Here is a 23,379-nt window from a genome sequence, read left to right as displayed (position 1 = left end):
TGCTCCTTCGGGGGTGGTGACGTTTTTGTTCACCGACGTGGAGGGTTCGACCCGTCGGTGGGAGGCCAACGCCGAGGAGATGCGCACGGCGCTGGCCGCACATGACGAGGTATTGCGCTCGGCGGTCGAGGGACACGGCGGCAGGTTGTTCAAACACACCGGTGACGGGGTATGTGCCGCGTTCGCGTCGGCTCAAGCTGCCGTGGATGCCGCGGTTGCGGCGCAGCGCGAGCTTCAGCTGCCGGTGCGGATGGGGTTGGCGACCGGCGAAGCCGAATTACGCGACAGCGACTACTTCGGCGTGGTACTCAATCGTGCGGCACGGGTGATGGCCACGGGACATGGTGGCCAGATCCTGTTGGCCGACTCGACGGCAGCTCTGCTGAGCGGCGTCGATCTGATGGATCTGGGACCCAGACGGTTGCGCGACGTGCCAACGCCGGTTGGGGTCTTCCAAGTGCGTGCGCCGGGCTTGGCGACAGATTTCCCGCCGTTGCGGGCGCTCGATACGAATCCGGGGAATCTGCGGCGCCCGGCGAGCAGCTTGATCGGACGTGGCTCCGAACTCGACGAGCTGCGAACGGCGGTCAAGGCTCATCGGCTCGTGACGTTGACCGGTGTCGGCGGAGTCGGCAAGACCCGGCTGGCGTTAGAGGTCGCGGGGCGCCTCGCCGATGAATTTCCAGACGGTGTTTGGCTTTTCGAGCTGGCTGCGGTTACCGATCCGGCGGCGGTACCCGATGCAGTGGCCGCGGTCCTGGGCATCACCCAACAACCCGGGATGAGCGTCAGCGAGAGCGTCGCCGCCGCGTTGGAGGGCAGGATGCGGCTGCTGGTGTTCGACAATTGCGAGCACGTGCGCGACGCCGCCGCCAAGCTGGCCGAGTCGATCCTCGTGCAGTCGGCGACGGTGAGGATCGTGGCCACCAGCCGCGAAGTGCTGGGGATCCCCGACGAGCACCTGTGGCTGGTGCCCTCGCTCGACCTTGGCGCGGGGGTCGACAGTGCCGCAGTCCATTTGTTCGTCGAGCGCGCGCGGAGCGTGGCTGCCGGGTATTCGATCGCCGGCACTGATGAGGCGAGCGCGGTGGTGGAGATCTGCCGCCGCCTTGACGGGATCCCGCTGGCCATCGAGTTGGCGGCCTCGCGGATTGCGTCGATGACCGCCGGCGAGGTGCGTGACCGTCTCGATCAGCGGTTGCGGCTGCTGGGCGGCTCCAGGCGTGGGCCGTCGCACCACCAGACACTCCGCCGCGCGGTGGCGTGGTCCTACGACCTTCTCGATGACGTGGAGAGATCGCTGCTGGAGCGGTGTTCGGTGTTCGCCGGGGGATTCGACCTCGAAAGTGCCTGCGCCGTCACGGGTTCCGGTGATGAGTTCGCAGTCTTGGATCTGCTCGATGCGCTGGTGCGCAAGTCGCTGGTGGTCGCGGACCAGTCCTCGGGGCGGACCCGGTTCTCGATGCTGGAAACGATCCGCCAGTTCGCCGACGAACAACTCACCGCCCGCGGCGAGGCATCCGAGATTCGGGCCGCATACTCGCGGTACTTCGCCAGGCGCGAAGCCGACATCATGGCGTTGTGGGACAGCCCGCACCAGCGGGAGGCTTACGACTGGTTCACGGTTGAGCTGGCCAACCTGCGGTCCGCGTTTCGGTGGGCCGTCGAACAAAGTGACCTCGACGTCGCCGCCACGATCGCGACATGGGCGGCCTGGCTTGGCTTTTGGATGCACAACTACGAGCCGATAACGTGGGCCGAGGAGCTCATCGAGCCCGCCCGCGCCGCCGATCATCCGGCACTCGCATTCCTCTATGTGATGGCGTCTTTGTCCTGGTGGCCCGGACGGACCGAGGCAGCTGTCGGCTACAGCGACGCCGGCCAGCTGGTGATCGGCAGTGGCCGCTACAACGAAGTGCCGTTCGGCCTCGAGGGCGCGCTCGGCGCTGCGTACCTGCACGTTGGCCAGCCCGAACGGCAGGTCGAATGGTGCCGTGCCCGGCTCGCATTCGGCCGCGACACCCATGGGATCACCCGGGCGTTCCTGACCGTCGCGCTGACGGTCGCGGGCCGCGGTGAGGAGGCGAGGGCCGCCGCGAAAGACCTGATCGAGGTTGCCGAGGGCACTGGCAACCCGGCCGCGCTCTCGTGGGCGCTCTACGCCTACGGTTACGCGTTCGGCGATGCTGATCCCGCCGCGGCGTTGGACGCGCAGCGTCGCGGTCTGGTGATCGCCCAGGAGGGCGGCAACCGCAATACTGAAACACGTCTCGCTGGCAGTCTTTCTCGCCTCGAGGCGGAGTACGGCGACCCACTGGCCGCGCTCGACTATGTCGCGCTCGCGCTCCGGAATTTTCACGAGGCGGGCAACAGCACCATGATCCGTTTTCCGCTGGCTGTCCTCGCTGCCTTTTTCGAGCGGCTCGGACGTGATGAACCGGCGGCCACGATCGCGGGGTTCGCGTTCAGTCCCCTCACCGCGACAGCGAACCCCGCGTTCACCACGGCCATCACCGGTCTACGCGATGTCCTCGGCAACCAGACCTACGAATCGTTCGCCCGGCGAGGTGAGACGATGACGACCGCCGAGATGGTGACCTACGCCTACGACCAAATCGACCAGGCGCGAACAGGATTCACGGCCCGATAAGCAGGCCGGTAGGCGGTTTTGCCGGCGGCGGGAGTGTTAGCGGCGCGTTGCCAGGAGAGATGCGTCCGAGCACGTGCGGTCCGGTGAGCAGCGGCACCTGGTGCCAGGCGAGGAAGCCGATCAGCGCCATCAGGTAGGCCTCCTTGGCTTGCGCCGGCAGGCCGTGCTCGTCGCTGAGCGTGAGCGGCAGGCGGCGTTGCAACGCCTGGAGCAGGGTCGGGTTGCGCACGCCGCCGCCGGACGCGACGACCTCGACGGGCTCGTACGGCGCGAGCGCGTCGGCGACGGTGATCGCGGTCAGCTCGGTGAGCGTCGCCAGCAGGTCCTCGGGCGCAAGATCTGGCATATCATCCAGCCGAAAGTGTTCGCGGCCGGTCGATTTCGGCGGGGCGAGCGCGTAATAGGGGTCGTCGAGTAGACGTTGGAGTAGCGCCGCGTCCGGTGTGCCGCGGGCGGCGCGCCGGCCGTCGTGGTCGCTCGGCTGCCCGGCCGTCCGGCGGGCCGCCTCGTCGAGCAGGCAGTTGGCCGGGCCGGTGTCGAATGCGATTGGCGCGCAGCAGCTTCGGACGATCGTCACGTTCGCGATGCCCCCGAGGTTGAGCGCCGCGCGGGTGTGCTCGCCGCGAAGCCACAGGTCGTCGAGGATCCCGGCGAGCGGGGCACCGTGGCCGCCGGCGGCGATGTCGCGCGCGCGGACGTCGGAGATGACTGGCAACCCGGTCGACTCGACGATCCACGCGGGCTGCCCGAGCTGCAGTGTCCCCTTAACTTTGTCGCCGTGCACCCAGTGGTGGACGGTCTGGCCGTGGCTGACGACGAGGTCGGCGGGCAGCAGCTGCGCGGCGAGCTCCGCCGACGCCTGCCCGATCAGCTGGTCGAGCTCGCAGAGCTCGCCCGCCGTCGTCGGGCCCAGCGAGGCGTGCAGCCGCGCGCGCACCCCGTCCGGCCACGGTCGCTCGATGTGACGTAGCGGCGACATCGCGACCGCGCCACTGTCCCATTCGAATTCGGCGACCGCCGCGTCGAGGCCGTCCATCGACGTCCCCGACATCAGTCCGATGACCTTCATGTCAGTGCGTCGCGCACGTGTCCGCGTGCCCTTTCGAGCCTTTGCGCGGCCTCTTTCGCGTCTATACCCGCCAGCAATGCGACGATCGCTGTCTTGGCGTGACCTTTGGAGGCGGTCAGCGCTGCGGTCGCGGTGTCTTCGTCGACGCCGGCCGCGTCGCGGACGATGCGCACCGCGCGGCGGCGCACCTTCGCGTTGGTCAGCCGCACGTCGACCATCCGCGGTCCGTAAGCCTTGCCGAGCGCGATCATCACGCTCGTCGAGAGCGCGTTGAGGACGATCTTCTGTGCTGTCCCCGCCGTCAGCCGCGTGGAGCCGGCGAGAACCTCAGGGCCCGTGAGCAATTCGATCACCAGGTCGGCGGACGCCTCGCTGCCCGGGTTGTTGACGATCGCGACGGTCAGCGCGCCCACCGTGCGGGCGTGCTCGAGCGCCCCGAGCACGTACGGCGTGCGGCCTGACGCCGTGATTCCGACGAGCGCGTCGGCGGCTTTTAGGTCGGTGAGATCGGCGGGGTCGAATGCGTCCTCCGCGCCCTCGATTGCCTCAGTCAAAGCGCTTGGCCCACCGGCGATCACGCCGCGCACGAGGTCGGTTCCGAACGTGGGCCCGCACTCGGCCGCGTCGAGCACACCGAGCCGACCGGGCGTTCCGGCGCCGACGTAGATCAGGCGACCGCCGCTTTGCAGCCTCTGGGCGATGTGTTCCGCTGCCGCTGCGATGCGCGGGACGGCCGCTTCTATCGCGTGGTGGGCCTCGCCTTCGGCGGCGACGAGTAGCTCTACTATTTCGCCGATCGGCCGCGCGTCGAGGTCGTCGAGGCCGGGCTTGACGGCTTCGGTGGCCAGCGCGTCAAGCCCTTGTGCGGCAGGGGTTTTGGCGTGGAGCCGGATGACGTGCGGTTCGTGGATCGCGCTCAGCCGCATTGCGCCGTCGAGCGCGTCACCGGCGGCCGGGACTGCGTTGAGTTTGGAGCGCAGGGCCGCGAATTCCGCTAGACCGCCGACCATCGCCACCGGGCCATCCCCCACCGCGCGGGCGGTCGCGGCGAGCGCGTCGGCGGCCTTGATGACGATCTTTCGTGCCACGGCGTCGTCCTGCGCGGCAAGCACGTCGGGCGCGAAGCGCGCGAGCGCCGCAGCATCGTTGAACTGCGCGGGCCACGTCGGCGGCGCGCCGAAGCGGGCGTGGGCGGCGTCGAGCAGCGTCGTGGACGGGCCGCGGCCGTCGTGGGCGCGCAATGCCGCGCGCAGCCCGGCGGCGCCGATCCACGCGCCACCGCCCTCGTCACCCAGCCACGGACCCCAGCCGTCGGCGATCCGCATAGCGCCGTCGGCGTCGATCGCGAGCGCGACGACGCCGGTGCCGACGATCAGCACGACGCCCGGCTGCCCGTTCAGCGCGCCCGCGTGGGAGGTGACGGCGTCGCTGGTGACCGTGACGCGCTGCGCGTGCAGTGAGGCCAGCAGCGCATGGCCCAACGCGCGGGCCGCGTCCGGTGCCGCGAGGGCGCCGGCGGCACCCACGATCACCTCGTCGACCGGGCCGAACTGCCGTGCGACGGCCAGGATCGCCGCCTCCGCAGCCCGCACGCCGTTGGGCGTCGCGAGCCCGGGTGCGCCCGCGCCCTCGGCCCTGCGGCCGGCAGCTGCGGCGCGGCAGGACGTCTTGCCGAGGTCGACGGCGAGGATCACGGAAGTGATCCTTCCACGGGAGACCGCATCCGAAGTCACATCCGCCACACAGGCCTCTCGGCCAGAGGGGCACTCTTTTTCGGAAACGAACGCGCATGCGATATCACTCGAGGGCTCCTGAGGCTCGCGCTTGTATTATGGCGCCGGTGGCGCCATAATGGCGCCATGCCCAGCGTTCAGATCAAGGATGTCCCTGAAGACACCCACCGGGTCCTACGCGAGCGAGCGGCGCGCGCACATCAGTCCCTACAGGAATACCTTCGAAGCCGTCTGATCGCCGAAGCGGATCAACCCACTCTGGACGAGGTTCTCGACCGCATCGCTGGACGCCATGGTGGCCGCGTCTCTTTCAAGGCTGCTGTCGATCATGTTCGGGCAGAACGTGATCGTCGTTGATGCAAGCGTATTGGCCGTAGCGCTGGGCGACGACGGAACAGACGGCGAGCGGGCCAGAGTGCGTTTAGCGGGCGAGACGTTGGTCGCGCCCGAACTCGTTGACCTTGAGGTGGTCTCCGTGTGGCGCCGTCACGTTGCGGCAAAATTGATGCCCGCCCGAAGGGCCGCAAGTGCGTTAGCCGACCTGGTGGCTTTGCCTCTGCGCCGGTCCTCACACCAGCCATTCCTGCAGCGCATATGGGAGCTGCGGCATGTCGTCACGCCCTACGATGCCGCCTACATTGCGCTGGCCGAGGCTCTTGATGCCTCGCTGGTTACCGCTGATGCGCGTCTCTCACGTGCGTCGGGCTTCACTTGCGAGGTCGAGATCCTCAATTGAGGTAGCGGCGCGCGCCCCAGTAGTCCTCGTCGAGTCGAACCGGGGTGATGCGTACCGGTTCCGACTTGTCGAATGCCTCGATCATCTCGCCGTTCCCGTAGTACATCGCCACGTGGTGGATCGCATCGGGATTGGCGGGGTCCTTGCCGTCGTGCGAGTAGAACAGCAGATCGCCGGGTTGCAACGCGGATGTGTCGACCGGGCGGCCCCGGCTATCGGCGGCCTGCGGGCCGGCATCGCGCGGCAGGGTGATGCCGTGCACCTGGTAGATGGCGGCGGTGAAGCCCGAGCAATCGATGCCGAACCCGGACACGCCGCCCCACACATAGGGGATGCCGAGAAATGTGGCAGCGTATCGGACCAGGTCCGCTCCGGTGGGATGCGGTATGTCCGTGGGCTTTTGGTAGACCGACACCGTTCGGGCGTCCAGCCACTTCGAGCCGCGATCGGGGGTGGCCACCTGAACGGCCTTGTCGGTGCGGTTCAGCAGGGGAAGCCGGGTGTTGGCACTGATCTCGATGTCACGATCGGAGAGTCCGGGCTCGCGGTACAGCCAGGTGGTGACGCCGCGATCCGCCAGCACGAAGGGACCGTATCCCTTCAGTGCGCCGTAGCCCGCATCAATTGTCAACTGCGACTTGGGAATCCAGCCGGGGTAGCCCTGAGAGTCCTTCGGCGTGGCTTGATCGGGAACCCGCACCTCGTCCCAGTCGCCCTGTTCTCGCACCACAACTACGCGGTCGCCGAAGAGGACCTGTGTCTGGTCGAGCTCGTCCGAGGTGAGCGCCTCCTGTTGGTCCGTCGTCATCGCGGACACCCAGCCGCGAATATCGACAGGGTTTGTCACGGCGAAGTGGTCGACGGGGCGCGGGCTCTGCGGCGTGGTCCACACCGTCGCCACCGCAACGGTGACATACGCGTTCTGCGTCGCTGGGGACGCGGAGGCGGGAGCGGCACTCAGCCCGATGGTCACGACGGCGGCTAGCGCTAGTCGGGTCGCGGCGCCAGTCATGTTCATCGACGTTATCGGAGACGGGCCGCTGTGTCCGGGTTGGCGCGCTGCGATTTAGCTACTAGCGCGCGTGCCACTTCAGCGCTAGGCCACGACACCAAAGTGCTGCCGACGATGGATTGTCAGAGGCGCAAATCCGCCACTCGTACACCGGACGCGGCTGCGATTTGTTTCACCAAACCAGGAGACAATGACTTCTTGTTCGCAGGGATCGGGAGCGGTCGCCTAGCACCGGGGCGTTTCATTAATATGTGCGAGCCTTTGCCGCGCCGGACATCGGCCTCCCAGCCTTCGCGCTCCAAGTAGCGCACAGCCTCGCGTGTACTGACAGATGGTAAAGCCGGAGCGTGGCCGATCCACGGCAGAACAGGCATTTCGCCCACTGGGACAAGCACGTGAGTGATCTGCCGAACGTCGAATAAGCCGCGATGAATGTGGGAAGCCAGGTCCCACTCTTTCCGGCCCCGCTTCGGTGATGTCGTCGCCTCCTGTACTTGGCTCATTAACATGTTTAGCGCAGGCTCGAACTCATGATCGTAGAGGTAGTCGAGCGCCTCTCGATAACTCGGTGGCAACGTCGGAAACCACTGGACAAGCATTCGCAGCGTCGCTTGATATACGGGTTCGGGAACGCCGCGGCGGTACACGCGTTCGGTCTCGAAGCGGCGATACATTTGCGCGCACGCAAGCGCCTCCTCAAGGACGTCGTCGGATCCCTGCTTAAGCAGCGGAATCACTACGTCATCGGAGTAAGGAAGGTAACGCCTTGTGCGCTCAACAATTTCGTAGCGGATCGCCAACGACTCGATCTTGTGATGGAACGCCTCGTGTAAGTAGAGGACTGACATCGCCGCCCGGGAGGCACCGAGGATGTTGGCTTCGTTGTCGCGCTCGGCCGGCTCGAGTTGGTTCACGACGGCCGCGGTGACGTCAAGCACAGCCGATTCGCGAATGTAGATCGCCATGCCGAGGCCAAAGTAGTGGATTGGCGTGTACCAGGCGAGGGCGTCGATGACTGGTATGAGTGGGGGTTTGAATCCTGCGTTAGCTCGTCGGCGCACCTCTTCATAGAATGCGCCGGTGTCGTCGGGCATGTCGAGGGGCGCGCTCGCGAAGTCGGATTGCGTCGGATGCACCTGACGCCAGTCGGGATCGTAGACGTCCGCGTTGTCGGGCTCACCCGGCCACGGGCCACCCGCGTTGAGATCGACCAAGTCGAGTTCGACCAGGGTCTCCAAAACTGCGGCGGGAGTGAGCGAGTCGCGCATAGCGAAATACTGCCATAGCATTCTCTCACAGCAGCGAGCGTGCGCCAGCTACTGAGCAACCCCGAGATCTTTAGGTTCGGCGATGAGCTGCTCGCGCATGTGGACCAGCACGTCCTCGGTCATGGCGAACCCGCCGAGATGGCTCTCGGAGCGGACGACGAGTTCGGCGTCTTGCAGGCGCGTGATGGCCGCGTGTACACCGGCGATCGGGACGACGTGGTCGGTCACGCCGTGCCACCATCGGACCGGGACTTTCACGTCGACGAGCCGAAAACCCCAGTCGCGGCCAAGGAGTCGTGCATCGTCGACCATGGCCAGGCAGCGGCCGCGGAAGGCGTTGACCATGTCGTCGACGAAGATCGCCTCCACTTCCGGATCGTCGAGGACTTTCCGGTCGACCTCGGGCCACATCCGCATGTACACGCGATAGGCGTAGTGCGCGAAGGGAATTAGCGGGGCGAGCAGGATGGTGGCGATCACCGCCAGTGGACGCCGCAGCTGGGTGAGGATCGGGCCGAAGCGTCGGGCGATCTCGGTGGCGCCCGCGCGGGTAGCCTCGGGGCCAACGGCCGGAACGGTGCCGTCGAGCACGCCGACGGCGGCCACACGATCGACCATCGGAGGCAGCGCACCGCACGCCAACGCGTAGGGGCCTCCACCGGACATGCCCACCACACCAAGCTTTTTCGCGTCAAGAGTGTCGACAACCTGGGCCATGTCGGCGACCCATTCGCTCACCGAGGTGTAGCGGTGGGAGTCGGAGAGTCCGGTGCCCGGTCGTTCGATGACGATGACGCGCAGGCCGAGCTGTTCGGCGGCGCGCCGGCCCTTGGCGAGGAACTGGCGTCGCGCGCCGAGGGTGCCGTGAAACCACAGCACCACCGGGCCCTCGGGATGACCGAATTCGGCGTAGCCGAGGCGGCGGCCGTCGGCGAGGTGGAACTGACCTTCGGCCCGCGGCTTTTCGACACGCGGCACGCCGGGAGGGTGGTGCAGTGGGTTGTCCATCAACCTTCAGAGTAGGCGACCCGTTGACGCTTAAATGACTATTGAATGCCCAGTTATGCGCAGTGTTGGGCAGGAGTTCCAGCGTGATTCATCGTGGCTTTGTCGCGGTGACAAGATGGGTCGAAATCCATGGGCCGCCGTACCACATTCGCCATCCGACGCTGGTGCGCTCGACCTGCTGCCAGCCGTTGGCTCGTAGGTGCTCGGCGTGCTGTTTGGTCTCCCACAAATCCGCGATGGCGAGGCGGCCGCCGGGCTTCAAAACGCGCATGGCCTCGGTGAGGGCTTTGTGCCGCCCGTCGCGGCCGGGGATGTTGTGGATGGCGAGGCTGCTGACGATGACGTCAAAGCTATTGTCGGCGAACGGAAGTGCGGTCATGTCGGCGGTGTGCAGTTCGATACGGTCTTTGACGCCTTCAATTTCGGCGTTGGCCAGTGTTGCCGTTAGCGAGTTGTCGGTCTGGTCGGCTTGCCAGATGTCGACGCCGACGGCTTTGCCGTTGGGGAGTCGCTTTGCGGTGGCGAGTAGTACTGCGCCGCGGCCGCAGCCCATGTCGAGGACGGTCTCGTCGCCTTCCAGCACGAGTTCGTCGAGGATGCGTTGCCAGACCTGGAACTTGCCGGCCTTGGTTGCGTAGATGTAGAGCGCGGTGCTCGCGGCGATGCCGAGGGATGACGCGCCGGTCAGCGCCGCGGTCACTCGCTTGCCGCGTTTAGCGCTGATTGCCGACCATGCCGCGAGGGCCGCAGACCAGACACCGATGCCGATCGCCTGTCCGCGGGCGGAGATGACTTTGAAAGAACCGTCGATTCCGTAGTCGCCCTGGTGATCTCGCGGCATTGCATGTTCGGGCATCGGTGACTCTCCCTCGCTAATCTCGTCCAGAATATGTCGGTGACTGGTTGGCGACCGTGATCCGCGCCTAAACTCCGCCCTGTGGGATTGCGTGTGGACACTGCCGGTGTGCAGGCAATGGCCGCGCGCTGGGGTGTCTCAGCGGGTGAACTCCAACAGGCGGAGGCACCCACCGGGCTCGGACTGTCGTGTCAGACCAGCGCAGCCGCAGTCGATGCCGCCCACGCTGATGTCGCCGCTTTCATTGCGGGCTTAGGTGCGCAGGTCAGTGGGCACGCGGACGGTGTCACGGCGGCCGACGCGAGCTATCTCGCCCAGGAAGCTGAATCAGCGTCAGCGTTGTCGGCGGTCAGCGAGTAGGCAATGGCAGCGGTCGCAGGAGGTCCTGGTCTGTCGGCTCTGATGGCGTGGCCGACGGACCACCTAACGGAGGCTGCTAGTCACTGGGAAGCCGTCGGCGAGCGCAGCTACGGCCTGGCCCACGGGGTGTGGAGCGACGCGCTCGGGGCCGATTGGCGCGGCGAAGCCGCCGACGCATTGCGGACCGCGACGCACGCCGACATGCTGTCCACCAGTGTGGTGGTCGACCAGTTGCAGGATGCCGCCACCGTCGCGCGCAGCGGGGCGTCGGAGTTGGAAGCGGCCCGTTCGCAAATCCGCTACGCCGTCGAGGATGCCCGATCAGCGGGATTTCAAGTGGGCGAAGACCTTTCGGTCACCGACCGGATGGTCGGCGGGTCCGCAGCCGAGCGGGCGGCCCGGCAGGCCGCCGCTCAAGCATTCGCCGGTCAGATCGGTGGGCGCGCAGCGCAATTGGTGAGCGCAGATGCTCAAGTGGCTGCGAGGATCACGGCGGCGGTGGCCGGTGTCGGCTCGACGTTCCCGAAGGTCCCCTCGAGCAACGGCCAAGTCCACGCGGTGGATAACCGCACGTTCAAGGAGAGCCCGGGCAAGCCGCCGTCACCTAAGGGGCCGAGTGCCGATGACATTCGCAAAGTGCTCGAGAAGCTCGGCAAAGGCTCGAAGCCGACGTACAAAACCGTCACGTCCCCCGAAGATCTGCAGCGGTTGAAACAGTGGATGACTGAGCATGGCGGCGCAATGGAGACGCACTACCCCGAACCAGACATGGGCAAATGGACACGGCTGCCAGACGGCAGCGAGGTTGGTGAGAGGGTCTCCGCCGACTCAACTGGCAAGAACGTGTTGGACATCGACCTTCCGAAGCCGGATGGCGGGACCGAGTACTGGAAGGTCCACATCAATCCGAAGACCGGCGAAGTCCCAGACATTCCCGCGATTGGCCCGGCCGAAGCTGTTCCGCCGGAAGTAGCGTCGACCGAAGCTGGTCCTGTCGAAGGCGTCGCGGGCGGTCCGGCCGGCATTCAACCTTGGCCGCATCTCGTGCACACGCCGGGCTCCATCGACCACGGAATCCCGATCCTCGGCGAGGACGACCCCGGAGAGGATGCGCGTGACTTCAAGCACTAACGCGAAGACCCCATATCGACAACGGAAGCATCAAGGCAATGAATAAGAACAAGGCCCAAGACACCTTGCGCGGCGACATTCTTGCGGTCGGCATCGAAGACTTCGTGTCCTTGGCCGCTGTGCAAGGGCTCATCGACGATGGCGACCTGGCCGATTCGGCGTCTGAGCGTCAGCAACTTGTGGTGAACACCGTCCGATCGATGCTCGAAGAGGGCCTGGTCGAGGTAGGCGTGATACCCAGTCCGAGTAGCCCCGGGTTTAAGACGTGGCCGGGGACGGTCGACGAGGTGATGGAGCGATTTGCCGAGCGCTTCGTTGGCCACTACGAAGACCGATATGAGTGGGCCTACAAGATTTGGCTCAACCTGACTACGAAAGGGCGAGAGGTCTCGGCGGCTTTCGAAGATGAGGGCTAACGCGCTGACAAGAGGAGCACAAACGCGATGAGGAAATCCGAAATCACATCGCAGGAGGGCCTTAGGGACTGCATTCTGGCGGGCGAGTATGACGATTTCGTGTCGATGGCCGACGTGCAGGCCGACATCTTCGGCGGCTACCTGAAGGACCTGTCGGCTGAGCAGCAGCAGCTGGTCGTCGACACAGTCCGATCTCTACTGAAGGACGGGCTCGTTGAGGTCGGTGACATCCCCGGCCCAGACGACCCTGAGTTCAAGACTTGGCCGGGAACGTCGACGACGTGATGACGCAGTTTGTCGACCGCTTCGTCGGACGCCACGAAGACCCGCTGCAGTGGCAGTACCGGGTCTGGCTCAACCTCACGGAGAAGGGGAAACACGTCTCGGCCGATCTCGTAGACGACAAATAGGATGCACGTTAATCAGACCTCCGGGTAGCGCACCGATTCACTATGACAACAGTTCGAATCGCAGGTGTCCATCGCTGTTCATATGCCATGTTGCCTGTCCACGAGGCTGGAGTGCAGAGGCGGCTGCCAACTATAGAGTTGCCCCATGTTTGGTGCCGAGTTTCTCAGAACGGCGGTCAACCTGTATTTCAGAAAAGCTCTGGTCGATCGCGATATCGCCGCCTTGCGCGGCGCTGGATATCAGATCGTGGACGTGGACGCGTCGGGCTGGACCGATGTGGACAAAATGCATCGAGATCTGGCGGACGCCTTCAACTTTCCCGCGCATTACGGAAAGAATTGGGCAGCGCTGAATGACTGCCTGGGCGATGTTCGGTCATTCTACTGGGATCTTCCAGCCGGTACGTTGCGAGTCGTGTTGGTGCTGAGGCGATTTAACATCTTCGCCGCTAGGTATCCCGACGAGTCTCACTTGTTACTTGATATCTACGCCAGAAACCAGCGCGATGCCCTCATCGACGGCGATCATCTGATTTGTCTGGTGCAGTCGGAAGATCCGAGCCTGCAATTGGCGCCGGTGGGCGCTACAACACTGGAGTGGAACCGCGACGAGTGGTTGGACCGCAACCGCCGTCTATGAGTCCGGCTCGTGACAAGCCCGGCTTCACCGACTCACCAATGTCCGTGATGGACAACCTCTTCGAACGGCCGACGGTTCGGTTTGCGGATCGGCTTGAGTGGGCGGTCTGCGGGATAGCCGACGCCGAGCAGGTAAGCCACCTGATAGCCCTCGGGGACGCCGAGGATGGCACGCGCTTTGTCCTGGTCTCCCACCGATGAGTGACCGGTACCGATGCCGAGGTCGGTGGCCGCGATCATCATCGCCATCGTGGCCTGGCCGACGTCGTACTGATCGGTGACACGTCGTCGCTCGTCTGGCGGTTCGGGAATCACAAATGCGATAGCTGCAGGTGCGCCAGCGATGTGCCCGGCTCCCTGCCAGACCGTCGAAAGCTCTTGCAGCTGAGCCTTATCGGTGACGATCACGAAGTCCCAGGCCTGGCGGTTCTTCGCTGACGGCGCCCGCCAGCCGGCCTCGGCGATCCGACTCAGGTCCTCATCGGACACCGGGTCCGGCTTGTACTGACGGACATTGCGTCGGGCTTGGATCGCGTCCCAGGTTTCCATGAAGTCGCTCCCCTCGGATGTGCGGTTGTCTACTCCACGCTAAGCCCGTCGTGACGCCCGTCCTCGGTCGGCAGTCCGGAGTTCGGCCGGGCAGGGCCGGCAGTACCGACGTCGGTGGTTGCGATGAAGTCCTCGATCAGCTCGACGACATCGTTGGGTGCCTCGACTTGAGCGAAGTGACCGACGTTGGGGAGCAGCTCGAGTCTGACGTCGGGTCGGACTTCATGTGCGGAGTGCGCGTGGTCGACGGGGATGATGTCATCCCGCTCACCCCAGATCGCCATGATCGGCAACTGCTGGCGCAGACCCAGCTTGCTCACCGCGCTGACCGCCTGCCCGCGGTAGTCGACGACTGATCGCAGCGTCCGTAAAAACGATTGACGCGTCGCAGGGTCCGCGAGCGACGAGTAGGCGCTCCAGATCTCGGCGCCGCGCGGCGAGTGAATGCCGGCTGAGCGCAGCCACGACCGGAGCTTGTTGCCGACGGTGAGCACGGGCTTTGGAGCGATGATCGGCAACACCAGCTCGGCTCCAGGCGCCGAGAGCAGGCGCAAGATCAGTCCGACGTCGGTGCCCAGGCCGCCGCTGCTGATGAGGACAAGCCGCTTGACGTAGTCAGGGTGCTGCTAGACAAACTGCATGGCTACGCCGCCGCCGAGTGAGTGGCCGACCGCGGTGGCGTGGCTGACGCCGAGTTCGTCGAGCAGGTCGCGCAGCCACACCGCGAACGCCCCGAGCGAGTAATCGCTAAAGCGGGGCTTATCCGACTGGCCGTGGCCCAGCAAATCGGGCGCGATCACCCGGTATTTCTTCGCTAGCTGGGGCAATACCGCCCGCCAGCTGTCCGAACTTCCGGCCATGCCGTGGATCAGCAGCAGCGCCTCCCCGTTGCCTTCGTCGCGGTAAGCCACCTTGTCGCCGTGCAGCTCAAGGAATTTCACGTCATTCATTGGTCGGGGGTACCCGTTCTGGCCCCCGACGGGGCGCGGTCACGACGGGGGACGCATGGAACCGATGTGGCAACGATGGGTCACACTGCCGGTGACGTGCGGCGCAGTGGTCTACTACTCAGCTCGCGCTGGTTGTCCGCCGTAGAGAGGCCGTTCCAGCGGGCGAGCGCAGGCGCGAAATTGTCAGACCCGGCCGCCACGATGCCTGCCTTCCCCGTCGCACAACACGAAGAGCTGGCCGAGGGCTGATGGGCGTTGATACGTTCGTACGATAAATCGCTCGATCGGCCAACGGTACGTGCGTCTCGTTTTAGGGTGACGACGATGGCACTTCACGTCCACCGTGCCGAGCGCACCGACCTACTCGCTGACCGGCTGGGCACGTTGCTGTCCAGCCCGCTGCCTGACCCGTTCGCTGAGGAACTCGTTCTGGTGCCCGCCCATGGCGTCGAGCGCTGGCTCAGCCAGCGGCTCTCCCATGTCTTGGGCACCGGTCGCGGAGGCGATGGAGTGTGCGCCGGCATCGCCTTCCGCAGCCCGGGGTCACTGATCGCCGAGATCACCGACACGGTCGACGACGATCCATGGTCACCCGATGCGATGACGTGGCCGTTACTGGAGACGATCGACGCTTCGCTCGACCAACCGTGGTGCGCGATCCTCGCCAGACATCTGGGCCATTTCGACGCGGGTGATGAGGCCGAATTACGTAGGGGCCGAAGGTATTCGGTGGCGCGACGGCTGGCTGGCCTGTTCGCCTCCTACGCCCGCCAGCGTCCCCAGCTGCTCATCGACTGGCTCGACGGCAATTCCGATGGCCTCGACGACGACCTGCGCTGGCAACCGGAACTGTGGAGCGCACTCGTCGAACGTATCGACGCCGATCCCCCGCACATCCGGCAGCAGAAGACCGTCACGCGATTGCAGGAAGGGCCGAGCGACCTACCGCAGCGGCTGTCGCTGTTCGGGCCCACCCGGCTGGCGTGCACCGACATCGAACTGCTGCAGGCGTTGTCCACCCACCACGATCTGCACCTGTGGATGCCACACCCCAGCGATGCATTGTGGGCGAAGCTTGCGGGGCAGCACGGGCCTGTCCCCCGCCGCGAAGACACCAGTCACCGCCAAGTGGACCATCCGTTGTTGGCCACGCTCGGACGCGACCTCCGTGAACTCCAGCGCAGCCTGCCGGCCGACGTCAACACCGACGAATACCTACCGATCACAGATCGCGCTAAGACGCTCTTGGGCTGGCTACAAGCTGACATCGCGGCGAATGCCGTTCAGCCACAAGGCCGTATGCTCTCAGCGGATGATCGCTCGGTGCAGCTGCACAGCTGCCACGGCCCGGCCCGTCAGGTCGACGTTCTGCGCGAGGTGCTGCTCGGTCTGCTGCAGGATGACCAGACTTTGGAGCCGCGCGACATCTTGGTGATGTGCCCGGACATCGAGACGTACGCGCCGCTGATCATCGCCGACTTCGGGCTCGGCGACGTCGTGCACGGCGCGCATCCGGCCCACCGGCTGCGGGTCAAGCTAGCGGACCGTTCGCTGATCCAAACCAACCCGCTGCTCGGCCTGGCCTCCCAGCTGCTGTCGTTGGCCGACGGCCGCGTCACAGCCACCGAGGTGCTGAACATCGCGCAGACCGCACCGGTGCGAGCCCGGTTCGGGTTCACCGACGACGACTTGGAGTCGATCACCCGCTGGGTCCGACAGGCCAACATCCGTTGGGGCTTCGATCAAGAACACCGCAAGCCGTACCACGTCGACTTCGTCCACAACACATGGCGTTTCGGCATCGACCGGATACTGACCGGTGTCGCGATGTCCGACGACGCCCACGCCTGGATCGACCGAACCCTGCCGTTGGATGACGTCAGCAGCAACCGCGTCGAATTGGCCGGACAGCTAGCGGAATTCGCCTGCCGCCTCGAGCGGGCGGCCAATTCGCTGTCCGGCGCACAACCGTTGAATGCGTGGCTCAGCGCGTTGAGCGACGGCATCACGTCGTTGACGCGGATCGGCGACGATGACGCGTGGCAGACCAGACAGATGCAGCGCGAGTTCGCAGACATGTTGGAGCAAGCTAGCTCTCGTGCGAATACCGAGCTACGACTACCCGACATTCGGGCACTGCTCGACCGGCATCTCGCTGGCCGGCCGACACGGGCCAACTTCCGCACCGGAACCCTGACCGTGTGCACCATGGTGCCGATGCGGTCCGTTCCGCACCGGGTGGTGTGCCTCGTCGGTCTCGACGACGGCGTATTCCCGCGGATCGGTGTCATTGATGGCGACGACGCGTTAGCTCGCGAGCCGATGACCGGGGAACGCGACATCCGTTCCGAGGACCGGCAATTGCTGCTCGATGCCATCGGCGCGGCCACCGAGAAGCTGATCATCACGTATACCGGTGCCAACCAATACACCGGTCAGCCTCGCCCACCCGCGGTACCGCTGGACGAGCTGCTGGACACCCTCGATGCCACCACACCCGAGAAGATCCGCGACGACATCGTCGTGCATCATCCCTTGCAGCCCTTCGACATTCGCAATGTCGAACCCGGTCGGCTGGTGCCGAACGTCCCATTCAGCTTCGACCCGACCGCACTGCGGGCGGCCAAGGCCAGCGCCGGCGACCGCCACGCACATTCGGCATTCATTTCCGGACCGCTGCCGCCCCAACCCCTCGAGGACGTCATCCTGGCCGATTTGATCGGCTTTTTCAAAGATCCGGTAAAAGGGTTCTTCCGGGCACTGGACTTCACGTTGCCACGCGACATCGAGAGCGTCGAAGACGCGATGCCGGTCGACCTCGACAACCTCGAGGAGTGGTCGGTCGGCGACCGGATTCTTCACGACGTGCTACGCGGCATGACCGATGATCAAGCACGCGAGGCGGAATGGCGTCGCGGCACACTGCCACCGGGAAAACTGGGCTGGCGCAAGGCCACTGAGATCCGCGATCAGGCCGCTCTGCTAGCAAACGCCGCGCAGCAATACCGCACCGGGGATTCCAGGCCATACGAGGTCGACATCGAGCTCGGCGGTGGGCGACGGCTCAGCGGCACGGTACCCGCGGTCTACGGCCAGCGACTGGTATCGGTGACCTATTCCAAATTGGATGGCAAGCACTTGATGGAGTCGTGGATTCCGTTGCTGGCGTTATACGCTCACGATTCCCGCACAGACTGGTCGGCGGCGTGCATCGGCCGGCCGAGGCGGGGCACCACGCCGCGGGTCGAGGAAATCGGTCGGCCCGACAGCGACGCCACCGAAGTCCTGCGCGAGTTGGTGGCGATCTATGACGCGGGGCGTCGGGAGCCGTTGCCGTTGCCGGTCAAGACCTCCTATGCGTGGGCGGCTGCACGGTTTGAAGGCGAAGACCCGGTCAAGGAAGCTGAATACCGCTGGTATAGCAAAAAGTTTCCAGGCGAAGACGTGTCGCCCGCGCACATCCAAGCGTGGGGTGCCGACGCGAAGCTCTCCGCCCTGATGACACCGCTGCGGTCGGGTGAGGAATTCGATAGCGAAGGCAATCGACTCGGCGCCTATGCCTGCCGGCTCTGGTTACCGATGCTGCGCGCCGAGCGGATCACGGTGTGATGGAACCTTTCGACCTGCTCGGCCCATTGCCGACTGAACGCTCCACCACCGTCCTGCAGGCCAGCGCCGGGACGGGCAAGACGTTCGCGCTGGCAGGCCTGGTGACGCGCTATCTCGCCGAGGGCGTGGCCACGCTCGACCAGATGCTACTCATCACCTTCAGTCGATCGGCCAGCCAGGAGCTCCGCGAGCGTGTTCGCCGCCAAATCGCCGATGCCGTAGCCGCTTTCGACGATCCGTCGACCGTCGGGGATAACCAACTGGCGCAGTGGCTGATTGACGCCCCCGACGAGGCGCGTGCCATCCGCGAGCAGCGGCTGCGCGATGCGCTGGCCGGTTTCGACGCGGCCACCATCGCCACCACACACCAGTTCTGCCAGCTGGTGCTCCGATCGCTCGGCGTCGCGGGCGACAGTGCCGCCAATGTCACCCTGCTGGAGAGCCTCGACGACCTCACCACCGAGATCGTCGACGACCTGTATCTGGCCCACTTCGGGCAGGAGCCCGACGACCCGCCGCTGCAGTACGGCTCTGCGCTCAAGCTGGCGCGCGAGGTGGTCAACAACCCCGCCGCCGACCTGCGGCCCCGCGACGCGCAGCCCGGCTCCGAGGCCGCCGCGCGGGTCGTCTTCGCGAAAGATGTTCTGGCCGAGCTGGACACGCGCAAGAGACGCCTCGGTGTCCTCGGCTACGACGATCTACTCAGCCAGCTGGCCGAAGCGCTCGACACTGATGACTCCCCCGCCCGACAGCGGATGCACCACCGCTGGCCGATCGTCATGGTCGACGAATTCCAGGACACTGACCAGGTCCAGTGGCAGGTGATCGAGCGCGCGTTCGGCGGGCGCTCCACGGTGATCCTGATCGGCGATCCGAAGCAGGCCATCTACGCCTTCCGTGGCGGCGACATCGTGACGTATCTGGAGGCGGCGAAGACGGCCGGTACGCGGAAGACATTGGCGACGAACTGGCGCAGCGATTCCGCGCTGCTGGACCGGCTGCAGGTGCTGCTCGGTGGCGCGCAACTCGGGGATGCCGCCATCGTGGTCGAGGACGTGACGGCGCACCACCAGGGCCACCGGCTTGCGGGCGCACCGCACAACGACCCGTTCCGGCTCCGGGTCGTGCAGCGAGAGATGTTCGGCTGTAGAGGCGTTCAGAATGTTGCGATCGACCGCTTCCGCGAGCATATTGGCGCCGACCTTGCCGCCGATGTCAGCGCATTGCTGACCAGCGGTGCCACGTTCGACAGCGAGCCACTGCGGGCCCGCGACATCGCGGTGATCGTCGAGCGGCACCGCGACGCCGAGGTCTGCTTCCAGGCGATGTGCGACGCCGGCATTCCGGTCGTGTACACCGGCAACACCGACGTGTTCACATCCAACGCCGCCACTGACTGGCTCTGTCTGCTGGAGGCCTTCGACCAACCGCACCGCCCGGGGATGGTGCGTGCAGCCGCGGCAACCGTGTTCTTCGGTGAGACCGCGGAATCTCTTGCTGCCGGCGGTGACTCACTAACCGACCGGGTCGCCGACACCCTGCGCGAGTGGGCCGCGCATGCCCGGGAACGCGGCGTCGCGGCAGTGTTCGAGGCCGCACAGTTGCGCGGGATGGGCGATCGGGTGCTGTCCTGGGATGACGGTGAGCGGCGGATGACCGATCTTGCTCACGTCACTCAGCTGTTGCAGGACGTCGCGCATCATGAGCGATTGGGCTTGCCGGGGCTGCGCGACTGGTTGCGTAAGCAACGCGAGGAGCGCAGCGGCGCCACCGAACGCAACCGTCGACTCGACAGCGATGCGACCGCCGTTCAAGTGATGACGGTGTACGCGGCCAAGGGGCTGCAATTCCCAGTTGTCTACGTGCCGTTCTTGTTTAACCGCAACGTTCAGGATCACGACCTAGTCGTCTATCACGAGGACCGAGAGCGCTGCCTGTATATCGGCGGCCCGAACGGCCCCGGTGTCGCGCACGCCAAGCAGCAAGGCCGGCTCGAAGACGCCAGCGATGCATGTCGATTGAGCTACGTCGCGATGACGCGGGCGCAGTCGCAGGTGGTGGTGTGGTGGGCGCCGTCCTACGACGAACCGAACGGTGGCATTTCCCGGCTGTTCCGTGGCCGTCGACCGGGCGAGCCGATCGTCCCCGTCCGGTGCGACCCGCCGAAGATCACCGACGACGATGCGATGGCCCGCTTCCGGGAGTGGGAGGCTGCGGGCGGTCCGGTCATCGAGCCGGCGGTGATCGCCGAAGCCCCGCCGGTACCTATTCGGCCTACGCCGCCGGACCTCGGGATACGACACTTCCATCGCAGTATCGACACCGGGTGGCGGCGCACCTCTTATTCGGGTCTTGTCAAGGTGGCCGAGACCATTGGCGTCAGCAGCGAACCCGAGGTCACCGAGCTCGACGACGAAACCGGCGATATCCCGTTGACAGAGAGCGCTTCCGGACCTTCCGTATCGTCCCCGATGGCTTTGTTGCCCAGGGGTGCGACGTTCGGCACGCTGGTGCACGCCGTGCTGGAGAACGCGGATCCTTCGGCCGCGGACTTTGGTGTTGAGCTCGAGGCCCATGCACGACGTGAGCTGAACTGGTACTCGGTGGACGTGACGGCATCGGATTTGGCCGCGGCGATGCTGCCCTTGAACGATACGTCGTTGGGCTCGTTGGCTGGCGGCCTGACCCTGCGGCAGATTGGTTTGCGAGATCGGTTGCGAGAGCTAGATTTCGAGATTCCGCTGGCTGGCGGCGATGTGCGCGGCGTAGCCCCGAACGTGTCGGTCGCCGACGTCGGTTTGTTGCTGGGTACTTTCCTAACCGACAACGACCCGGTGGCGCCGTATATCGATCGACTGACGTCGGCCGCGTTGGGCTCTCAATCGTTACGTGGATACCTGTCCGGGTCGATCGACGCGGTGCTGCGTTTGCCCGACAAGCGCTACCTGGTGGTCGACTACAAGACCAACTACCTGGGCGACAACGCCACCGATTACGGGCCCGGGCGGCTGGCTGAGGCGATGCTGCACTCCGACTACCCGTTGCAGGCGCTGCTGTATACCGTTGTGCTGCACCGCTATCTGCGGTGGCGTGTGCCCGGTTATGACCCGGCTTCGCACCTCGGTGGGGTGCTGTACCTGTTCGTCCGCGGCATGTGCGGCACCGACACGCCGGTCATCGACGGTCAGCCGTGCGGGGTGTTCAGTTGGCAGCCGCCTGTCGGCTTGGTGGTCGCGCTTTCGGAGCTTCTCGACTCGGGGAGGGCCGCGGCGTGACCACTGTAGAGCTTGCTATCGGTGCGCGTGGCTTGCTTGCGGCTTTCAACGAGGCTGGTGTGCTCGACGTTGCCGACGTTCGGGTGGCCGATCGGATTTGCCTGCTCGGCAAGGAGTCTGACGAGAGCGTGGCACTGGCGGTGGCGCTGCTGGTGCGCGGACTCCGGGGCGGGTCAGTCTGTATCGAGTTGGCGACCGTGGCGGCTGACGTAGGCATCGATGACGTGCCGTGGCCCTCGTCTTCGGATTGGCTGGCGGCGGTGCGGGAGAGCGCGCTGCTCGGCCAGGTACTACATCTCTACGACGACCGTCTGCTCTATCTCGACCGGTACTGGCGCGAAGAGAAACAAGTCTGCGACGACTTGCTGGCGCTGCAGCTCTCCAAACCGGCAGGCGACGTGCCTGCCTTGGATCGACTCTTCCCTGCCGACTACGCAGAGCAGCGCGTGGCGGCAGAAATCGCACTGTCGCAAGCGGCCACAGTGCTTACCGGCGGTCCGGGTACTGGTAAGACCACCACGGTCGCGCGGCTGCTGGCGCTGCTCGCCGAGCAGGCCGGCGCCTCACGACTGCGAATCGCACTGGCGGCGCCGACCGGTAAGGCGGCGGCCCGGCTGGCCGAAGCCGTGCAAATCGAAGTAGCCAGGCTGGACGAGCCCGATCGTCTACGGCTCGGCGAACTGCGGGCAATGACGCTGCATCGGCTGTTGGGCAGCCGGCCGGACACGTCGTCGCGGTTTCGGCATGATCGCGGAAACCGGTTGCCACATGACGTGATTGTCGTCGACGAGGCGTCGATGGTGTCGCTGACGATGATGGCCAGGCTAATGGAGGCGGTGCGCCCTGATTCTCGCCTGATCCTCGTCGGTGATGCCGACCAGCTGGCGTCGGTGGAAGCCGGCGCTGTGCTGGCCGATTTGGTGGACGGCATTTCGGCCCGAAGCGACATGCGGGTGGCGACGCTTCGGACGTCATATCGCTTCGGTAAGACGATCGGACTTCTCGCCGAAGCGATCCGCGTCGGTGACGCGGATCGTGCGCTGGAGCTGTTACATGCCGGCGGTGAGCACATCGAGTTCATCGAAGATGACTCTGACGCTTTACGTTCGGTGCTGTTGCCGCATGCGCTGCGGTTGCGCGAGGCTGCGCTGTGCGGCGACGCGGCGGTTGCGCTGGCGACGCTGGAGGAGCACCGACTGCTGTGCGCGCACCGGTCGGGGCCGTACGGCGTGCGGCACTGGAATCGTCAGGTTGAGAAATGGCTGTCCGAAGAGACTGGACAGCCGCCCTGGTCAGAATGGTATGCCGGGCGTCCACTGCTGGTGACGGCCAATGACTACGGACTCCATGTCTATAACGGCGACGCCGGCGTCGTCATCAACGGCCTCAACGGGCTCCGGGCGGTGATCGCCGGTGCTGGTGGGCCATTGGACTTTGCGACCAGCCGGCTGTCCGACGTCGAGACGATGCATGCGATGACGATTCACAAGTCGCAAGGCAGTCAAGCTGATGAAGTGACAGTGCTTCTCCCGGACGAGGATTCGCGACTGTTGACGCGGGAGTTGTTCTATACGGCGGTGACTCGGGCGAAGGAGGAGGTGCGGGTGGTCGGGTCGGAAACATCTGTGCGAGCGGCGATCGGCAGGCGTGCCCTGCGGGCAACCGGGCTGACGCTGAGGTTGCAGAAATGAGTACCGCCAATATCGGT

Annotated in this window: 18 protein-coding genes and 2 pseudogenes; 11 read left to right on the top strand and 9 right to left on the bottom strand. The window is 65.6% G+C overall.

Annotated elements, in window-relative coordinates; genetic code table 11:
- Window positions 1–16 precede the first annotated feature (16 nt).
- A complete protein-coding gene (locus tag A5658_RS11170) occupies window positions 17–2,650 on the top strand; it encodes an adenylate/guanylate cyclase domain-containing protein (protein WP_067334210.1) in 2,634 nt (877 codons plus the stop codon).
- Here A5658_RS11170 and A5658_RS11165 read toward each other — a convergent pair.
- From A5658_RS11165 to A5658_RS29330, 3 genes and pseudogenes are all read right to left on the bottom strand, one after another.
- Window positions 2,637–3,719, bottom strand: a complete 1,083-nt coding sequence (locus tag A5658_RS11165) for an anhydro-N-acetylmuramic acid kinase (protein WP_067334125.1) — start codon at window positions 3,717–3,719, stop codon at window positions 2,637–2,639. The two genes, A5658_RS11170 and A5658_RS11165, sit on opposite strands and share 14 nt — an antisense overlap.
- The gene (gene murQ / locus A5658_RS29335) at window positions 3,716–4,645 is read right to left on the bottom strand and encodes an N-acetylmuramic acid 6-phosphate etherase (protein WP_369830508.1); all 930 of its coding nucleotides are present in this window, start codon (window positions 4,643–4,645) and stop codon (window positions 3,716–3,718) included. The genes A5658_RS11165 and murQ overlap by 4 nt, the downstream gene beginning before the upstream one ends.
- A gap of 48 nt (window positions 4,646–4,693) precedes the next feature.
- A pseudogene (locus tag A5658_RS29330) lies at window positions 4,694–5,413 on the bottom strand (BadF/BadG/BcrA/BcrD ATPase family protein); the annotation flags it as partial.
- A gap of 331 nt (window positions 5,414–5,744) precedes the next feature.
- Between A5658_RS29330 and A5658_RS11155 the strand changes: the two are divergent.
- On the top strand, window positions 5,745–6,188 hold the full coding sequence (locus A5658_RS11155) for a type II toxin-antitoxin system VapC family toxin (protein ID WP_231997278.1): 444 nt from the start codon (window positions 5,745–5,747) through the stop codon (window positions 6,186–6,188).
- Here the strand turns inward: A5658_RS11155 and A5658_RS11150 are convergent.
- From A5658_RS11150 to A5658_RS11135, 4 genes are all read right to left on the bottom strand, one after another.
- Window positions 6,181–7,200, bottom strand: coding sequence for an NlpC/P60 family protein (locus A5658_RS11150; RefSeq protein ID WP_197503098.1), 1,020 nt, complete (start codon window positions 7,198–7,200; stop codon window positions 6,181–6,183). The genes A5658_RS11155 and A5658_RS11150 overlap by 8 nt on opposite strands.
- A gap of 122 nt (window positions 7,201–7,322) precedes the next feature.
- Window positions 7,323–8,468 (bottom strand): type II toxin-antitoxin system HicA family toxin, encoded by a 1,146-nt coding sequence (locus A5658_RS11145; RefSeq protein ID WP_067334119.1) that lies wholly within the window; start codon window positions 8,466–8,468, stop codon window positions 7,323–7,325.
- Between the two features lie 48 nt (window positions 8,469–8,516).
- Window positions 8,517–9,476, bottom strand: coding sequence for an alpha/beta hydrolase (locus A5658_RS11140; protein WP_067334115.1), 960 nt, complete (start codon window positions 9,474–9,476; stop codon window positions 8,517–8,519).
- A gap of 88 nt (window positions 9,477–9,564) precedes the next feature.
- Complete coding sequence (locus A5658_RS11135; protein WP_231997277.1) at window positions 9,565–10,332, bottom strand: class I SAM-dependent methyltransferase; 768 nt, start codon at window positions 10,330–10,332, stop codon at window positions 9,565–9,567.
- 81 nt (window positions 10,333–10,413) lie between these two features.
- On the opposite strand from A5658_RS11135, the gene A5658_RS11130 reads away from it, so the two are divergent.
- The 6 genes from A5658_RS11130 (at window position 10,414) to A5658_RS11110 (ending at window position 13,289) form a co-directional block, all read left to right on the top strand.
- Window positions 10,414–10,692 (top strand): hypothetical protein, encoded by a 279-nt coding sequence (locus A5658_RS11130; RefSeq protein ID WP_067334109.1) that lies wholly within the window; start codon window positions 10,414–10,416, stop codon window positions 10,690–10,692.
- Window positions 10,693–10,695: 3 nt separating this feature from the next.
- Complete coding sequence (locus tag A5658_RS11125) at window positions 10,696–11,823, top strand: WXG100 family type VII secretion target (protein WP_156751391.1); 1,128 nt, start codon at window positions 10,696–10,698, stop codon at window positions 11,821–11,823.
- A gap of 38 nt (window positions 11,824–11,861) precedes the next feature.
- The gene (locus tag A5658_RS11120) at window positions 11,862–12,239 is read left to right on the top strand and encodes a hypothetical protein (protein WP_067334103.1); all 378 of its coding nucleotides are present in this window, start codon (window positions 11,862–11,864) and stop codon (window positions 12,237–12,239) included.
- Between the two features lie 27 nt (window positions 12,240–12,266).
- On the top strand, window positions 12,267–12,524 hold the full coding sequence (locus tag A5658_RS11115) for a hypothetical protein (RefSeq protein ID WP_067334100.1): 258 nt from the start codon (window positions 12,267–12,269) through the stop codon (window positions 12,522–12,524).
- Window positions 12,521–12,649: a hypothetical protein gene (locus A5658_RS29090; protein ID WP_255361325.1), complete on the top strand. Its 129-nt coding sequence runs from the start codon at window positions 12,521–12,523 to the stop codon at window positions 12,647–12,649. Before A5658_RS11115 ends, A5658_RS29090 begins: the two co-directional genes overlap by 4 nt.
- A 145-nt stretch (window positions 12,650–12,794) precedes the next feature.
- Window positions 12,795–13,289: a barstar family protein gene (locus tag A5658_RS11110; RefSeq protein WP_067334097.1), complete on the top strand. Its 495-nt coding sequence runs from the start codon at window positions 12,795–12,797 to the stop codon at window positions 13,287–13,289.
- Window positions 13,290–13,321: 32 nt separating this feature from the next.
- Here A5658_RS11110 and A5658_RS11105 read toward each other — a convergent pair whose 3' ends face one another.
- Both A5658_RS11105 and A5658_RS11100 read right to left on the bottom strand, forming a co-directional pair.
- Window positions 13,322–13,837 (bottom strand): nitroreductase family protein, encoded by a 516-nt coding sequence (locus A5658_RS11105; protein WP_067334093.1) that lies wholly within the window; start codon window positions 13,835–13,837, stop codon window positions 13,322–13,324.
- 29 nt (window positions 13,838–13,866) lie between these two features.
- Window positions 13,867–14,787 (bottom strand): annotated as a pseudogene (locus A5658_RS11100) (alpha/beta fold hydrolase).
- A gap of 324 nt (window positions 14,788–15,111) precedes the next feature.
- Here A5658_RS11100 and recC point away from each other — a divergent pair.
- From recC to recD, 3 genes are read left to right on the top strand one after another with little or no spacing between them, the layout of a single operon-like run.
- Entirely contained in the window at window positions 15,112–18,396 is a 3,285-nt protein-coding gene (gene recC / locus A5658_RS11095; RefSeq protein WP_067334199.1) for an exodeoxyribonuclease V subunit gamma, read from the top strand.
- Window positions 18,396–21,671 (top strand): exodeoxyribonuclease V subunit beta, encoded by a 3,276-nt coding sequence (recB, locus tag A5658_RS11090; RefSeq protein WP_067334089.1) that lies wholly within the window; start codon window positions 18,396–18,398, stop codon window positions 21,669–21,671. Before recC ends, recB begins: the two co-directional genes overlap by 1 nt.
- Window positions 21,668–23,362: an exodeoxyribonuclease V subunit alpha gene (gene recD, locus A5658_RS11085; RefSeq protein ID WP_067334086.1), complete on the top strand. Its 1,695-nt coding sequence runs from the start codon at window positions 21,668–21,670 to the stop codon at window positions 23,360–23,362. Before recB ends, recD begins: the two co-directional genes overlap by 4 nt.
- Window positions 23,363–23,379 lie beyond the last annotated feature (17 nt).

The organism is Mycobacterium sp. 1245111.1, from assembly GCF_001673405.1.
GTDB lineage: Bacteria > Actinomycetota > Actinomycetes > Mycobacteriales > Mycobacteriaceae > Mycobacterium.
The sequence above is the reverse complement of the archived record's forward strand: the minus strand, read 5'-3'. Positions and strand labels throughout refer to the sequence as shown.

Coding starts and splice junctions, on each gene's coding strand:
- A5658_RS11165 (WP_067334125.1), bottom strand. CDS start 3,719: ATGAAGGTCATCGGACTGATGTCGGGGACGTCGATGGACGGCCTCGAC.
- murQ (WP_369830508.1), bottom strand. CDS start 4,645: ATGCGGCTGAGCGCGATCCACGAACCGCACGTCATCCGGCTCCACGCC.
- A5658_RS11155 (WP_231997278.1), top strand. CDS start 5,745: ATGGTGGCCGCGTCTCTTTCAAGGCTGCTGTCGATCATGTTCGGGCAG.
- A5658_RS11150 (WP_197503098.1), bottom strand. CDS start 7,200: ATGACTGGCGCCGCGACCCGACTAGCGCTAGCCGCCGTCGTGACCATC.
- A5658_RS11145 (WP_067334119.1), bottom strand. CDS start 8,468: ATGCGCGACTCGCTCACTCCCGCCGCAGTTTTGGAGACCCTGGTCGAA.
- A5658_RS11140 (WP_067334115.1), bottom strand. CDS start 9,476: ATGGACAACCCACTGCACCACCCTCCCGGCGTGCCGCGTGTCGAAAAG.
- A5658_RS11135 (WP_231997277.1), bottom strand. CDS start 10,332: ATGCCCGAACATGCAATGCCGCGAGATCACCAGGGCGACTACGGAATC.
- A5658_RS11125 (WP_156751391.1), top strand. CDS start 10,696: ATGGCAGCGGTCGCAGGAGGTCCTGGTCTGTCGGCTCTGATGGCGTGG.
- A5658_RS11120 (WP_067334103.1), top strand. CDS start 11,862: ATGAATAAGAACAAGGCCCAAGACACCTTGCGCGGCGACATTCTTGCG.
- A5658_RS11115 (WP_067334100.1), top strand. CDS start 12,267: ATGAGGAAATCCGAAATCACATCGCAGGAGGGCCTTAGGGACTGCATT.
- A5658_RS11110 (WP_067334097.1), top strand. CDS start 12,795: ATGTTTGGTGCCGAGTTTCTCAGAACGGCGGTCAACCTGTATTTCAGA.
- A5658_RS11105 (WP_067334093.1), bottom strand. CDS start 13,837: ATGGAAACCTGGGACGCGATCCAAGCCCGACGCAATGTCCGTCAGTAC.
- recC (WP_067334199.1), top strand. CDS start 15,112: ATGGCACTTCACGTCCACCGTGCCGAGCGCACCGACCTACTCGCTGAC.
- recB (WP_067334089.1), top strand. CDS start 18,396: ATGGAACCTTTCGACCTGCTCGGCCCATTGCCGACTGAACGCTCCACC.